Raw genomic sequence first — 3397 nt, 5'->3', positions numbered from 1 at the left:
AAGGCAAGAGCAGGAGAAGTTAGAGATGCTTTTGATCAGGGCAAAGAGGAAGGCATTTCAATCGGCATTGAACAAGGTAAAGAAGAAGGCATTTCAATTGGTATCGAAAGAGGTAAACAAGATCTTATAATGGTATTATTTCATGGACTATATCCAAATACTGATACAAGTTTCTTAGAAGGCTTAAGTGCATTACAATATGATCATATAGCGAATATGATTGCCAATAAGAAGAGTGTTGAAGAAATAAAGGATTACATAGAAAACAGTTAAATACATGAATAGAATCAGTTATATCATGATGATATAGCTGTTTTTGCATTTAAAAATGTTCCATGAATGACAATCAATTATATTTCTAGGAAAATCATATATGTCTTGACTATAAGCCGTTTCTTTATGATACACATGATATGTGTCTCAATCAGACAAGACATTATTAGAATTTCTCCATAGAAAAGCATGATACATTTATTTACACCTGTGTTATAATAACGAAAATACATAAAGGAGGAAGTTATATGAAAGCAGTTATTGAAACAGAGAGACTGATTTTGAGAAACTTTAGATTATCAGATGCGACAAGCATGTTTGATTCTTATTGTCATAGTGAAACAATTACACGTTATCTGACTTGGTATCCTCATGTTAATATTCAGGCAACAAGAGATTTTATTACCCAAGTTCAATTACCTCGTATTGAAAGTGAGCATGATTTAGATTTGGCAATCACTTTAAAAGATGAAGATCAAGTGATTGGTAGCATTGGACTTGTGAATGATTATCAGCGAGATGGATATGCAGAAATTGGTTATGTTATTGGAGAGAATTATTGGAACCAGGGGTATATGAGCGAGGCTTTAAAGGGCTTAATGACTTTTTTATTTGAACAGACACCAGTGACGAAAGTTAAAGCTATACATCATTTAGATAATATAGCTTCAGGAAAAGTTATGCAAAAATGTGGTATGAAATATATTGGTGAAGTTATGGTAAAAAAGAAAATTGATAAAGAAGATATGGTGAAATGTGCTTGTTATTGTTTAGAGAAAGAAGATTGGTTAAAAGACCATGTTTGAGTTAGATAAAATTAATGATATAGATATGATTGAACCTATACGACTTGGTCGTGTGCAGATGATTTATCAAGGAGAAGATGGTATTATATTTGCGATTAAGAATAGTGATATATGTATGATTTCTATGACAGATATCGATAAGTTTAAATATCTTTATCAACAATATGATTTAAAGCAATATCAATTGTTTAATGTTAAACAAAAAGCAATTGGTGATGTTCTGGTTAATGATTTTCAACAGACTTTACAGTTCGCATGTTATCAGGCAGTTTATAACAAAGCACAGATTTCAATTCCATATCCACCTAATGTTTGTATTTCTTTATTAAACCAAGAACATACAATAATGATAAAAGAAACTTATCAACATGCCGATGATCCACAATATATTGATAGACTGATTGATAATAAACGTTTATGGGGTCTCTTTGTTTGTGAAAAACTTGCTGGATTTATTGGAATACATGATGAAGGAAGTATGGGTTTATTGGAAATTTTACCATCATATCAAAGATGTGGTTATGGGATGATACTAGAAAGTTATTTAATAAATTATTATTTGAATCAAGGATGGATTCCTTATTGTCAGGTTATTGAGGGTAATGAAGTTTCATTACATTTACAAAGAAAATTAGGTTTAGATATATCATCAAAATTATCTTATTGGCTATTCGATTAACATTAACAAAACCCAAGGACGTATAACCTTGGGTTTTGTTAATCACCAACACCAAATTCTGTTGGTTCATATAAGAAATCATAACGAGAATCATTAATAAGATTATGATATTCTTTCATAAACCAATTAACGAGATGATTATCTCGTTTTATGGGTGTAGAATTATTACGATAGATATTAATTGTTCCATGAGTAAAGTGTTGTGTTAATATGTGAATGTCTTTTTTTATCATTTCTTTTGTTTGACCTTGTATACCAACTATTAAACAAGGAGAATCAAAATACTGCTTGAATTCTTCAATAGATTGAAATGTCACGTTTTTATTTAAAACAACATTTCTAAAATAGTCATCAAATGTTTCTATGCCTGTTTTGACAATAACCTTAATACCAAAAAAATTTTTTAATTTCTTGGCTATGCTGATAATATAGCCAATGACTTTCAATAAACAGTGTATGAATATGTTTTGCTTGAATTATTTGTTTAATACGTTCTAATGTTTCTTGAGGTAATTCAAATATACTGGCTGAATCTATGACCTCTAAGATACCATATTCTTCTGTAATTTGATCAAGTACAGTATGATTAATAGCTATCATTTCTTCAAGACAAGTCGAATTATCTTCAATATAATCACAAAATGTGCATATTGACCATGCACAAGGTTTCGCTTTTAAGAGAACAATTTCTCTTTGCATTTTGCCTTTAATGTGACTGTATCTTTCCATTGCTTTTCTTCCCATTTCTCATATAATCTTCCTCGTTCAATTAATGTTCTTGTGAGAATGACAGCGAATAGTTTATCGGTGTAATCTGTTAAAACCTGAACGATAAATATACTTGTGACTAAGTTTAAACCTATACTGTTGAATAAAATCACAATAGCACTACTGGCACCTGATGTGATACCATGAAATAACAGTGCAGTAATAAATGCACTAGCAAGCGATGTTGGAACTCCAACTAAAATAGCACCTAAGATTGTTTTGTAACCTTTTAACCAAGGTGTATGATAGAGCATTCCTGCAAAGAAGTCTGTAAGTAATTGAACAGGGGCATAATAAAAGGAATACATATCAAATGTCATTCCGCTTGTTAGACTGTCTAACACTCCGGTAAGCATTGCATACCAAGGTCCTAATAAACCTGCGACAAGTATTGTGCCAATACAATCTATATAGAATGGAATGGAGAAATTCATTGCAATGAAAGCTCCCATTACATTAAAAACAATTTCTAATGCCACAACAAATTGAATCTTTGTTCTTTTTTCATATTTACTTTTTCCTTTCTTCTAAAGTACAGTTAGAAGCCAGACACAAAAAAAGATGGCAGAGCCATCATCAGACTGTTGACAAAGTGATACTCCAAAACGAGTATCGCTTTTCTTTTTGTGTTTCAAAGCGGGAAATCATCATTTTCAACCAATTATGAATGGTATTTGATGAATTTTTCCATCTCCACCTTGCCATTCTTTTTAAATTATGACACGCAAAAATCATCAGCGCCTGATGCTGATTTTTTTGTAGTCCTCTCAATCTTGTATATCTTAAATTATGCTGCTCCTTACAATCTCCAAATACACGTTCTATACTTTCCTTACGCTTTGGATATAATTCTTTCCATTTTGGAGTATGA

7 protein-coding genes are annotated in these 3397 nt (G+C 31.1%); 3 read left to right on the top strand and 4 right to left on the bottom strand.

The window, feature by feature from the left end:
* From BN350_RS20815 to BN350_RS01875, 3 genes are all read left to right on the top strand, one after another.
* A partial coding sequence (locus BN350_RS20815) for a hypothetical protein (protein WP_028042080.1) occupies positions 1–273 on the top strand: 273 nt, incomplete at its 5' end.
* A gap of 248 nt (positions 274–521) precedes the next feature.
* Positions 522–1079, top strand: coding sequence for a GNAT family N-acetyltransferase (locus tag BN350_RS01880; RefSeq protein WP_028042079.1), 558 nt, complete (start codon positions 522–524; stop codon positions 1077–1079).
* On the top strand, positions 1072–1758 hold the full coding sequence (locus tag BN350_RS01875; RefSeq protein ID WP_028042078.1) for a GNAT family N-acetyltransferase: 687 nt from the start codon (positions 1072–1074) through the stop codon (positions 1756–1758). Before BN350_RS01880 ends, BN350_RS01875 begins: the two co-directional genes overlap by 8 nt.
* Before the next feature lie 38 nt (positions 1759–1796).
* Here the strand turns inward: BN350_RS01875 and BN350_RS21195 are convergent, their stop codons facing one another.
* From BN350_RS21195 to BN350_RS20135, 4 genes are all read right to left on the bottom strand, one after another.
* A complete protein-coding gene (locus BN350_RS21195) occupies positions 1797–2204 on the bottom strand; it encodes a hypothetical protein (RefSeq protein ID WP_231385216.1) in 408 nt (135 codons plus the stop codon).
* The gene (locus tag BN350_RS21190) at positions 2143–2457 is read right to left on the bottom strand and encodes a hypothetical protein (protein WP_231385215.1); all 315 of its coding nucleotides are present in this window, start codon (positions 2455–2457) and stop codon (positions 2143–2145) included. The genes BN350_RS21195 and BN350_RS21190 overlap by 62 nt, the downstream gene beginning before the upstream one ends.
* A complete protein-coding gene (locus BN350_RS01865; protein ID WP_231385214.1) occupies positions 2433–3005 on the bottom strand; it encodes an ECF transporter S component in 573 nt (190 codons plus the stop codon). Before BN350_RS01865 ends, BN350_RS21190 begins: the two co-directional genes overlap by 25 nt.
* Positions 3006–3102: 97 nt before the next feature.
* On the bottom strand, positions 3103–3397 hold a 295-nt coding region (locus tag BN350_RS20135), incomplete at its 5' end, for a transposase (RefSeq protein WP_147573510.1).

It is taken from the genome of Candidatus Stoquefichus massiliensis AP9, assembly GCF_000455285.1.
Classification (GTDB): Bacteria; Bacillota_I; Bacilli_A; order Erysipelotrichales; family Coprobacillaceae; genus Stoquefichus; species Stoquefichus massiliensis.
Note: the sequence above shows the minus strand (reverse complement) of the source record. Positions and strands in the feature narration are given on the sequence as shown.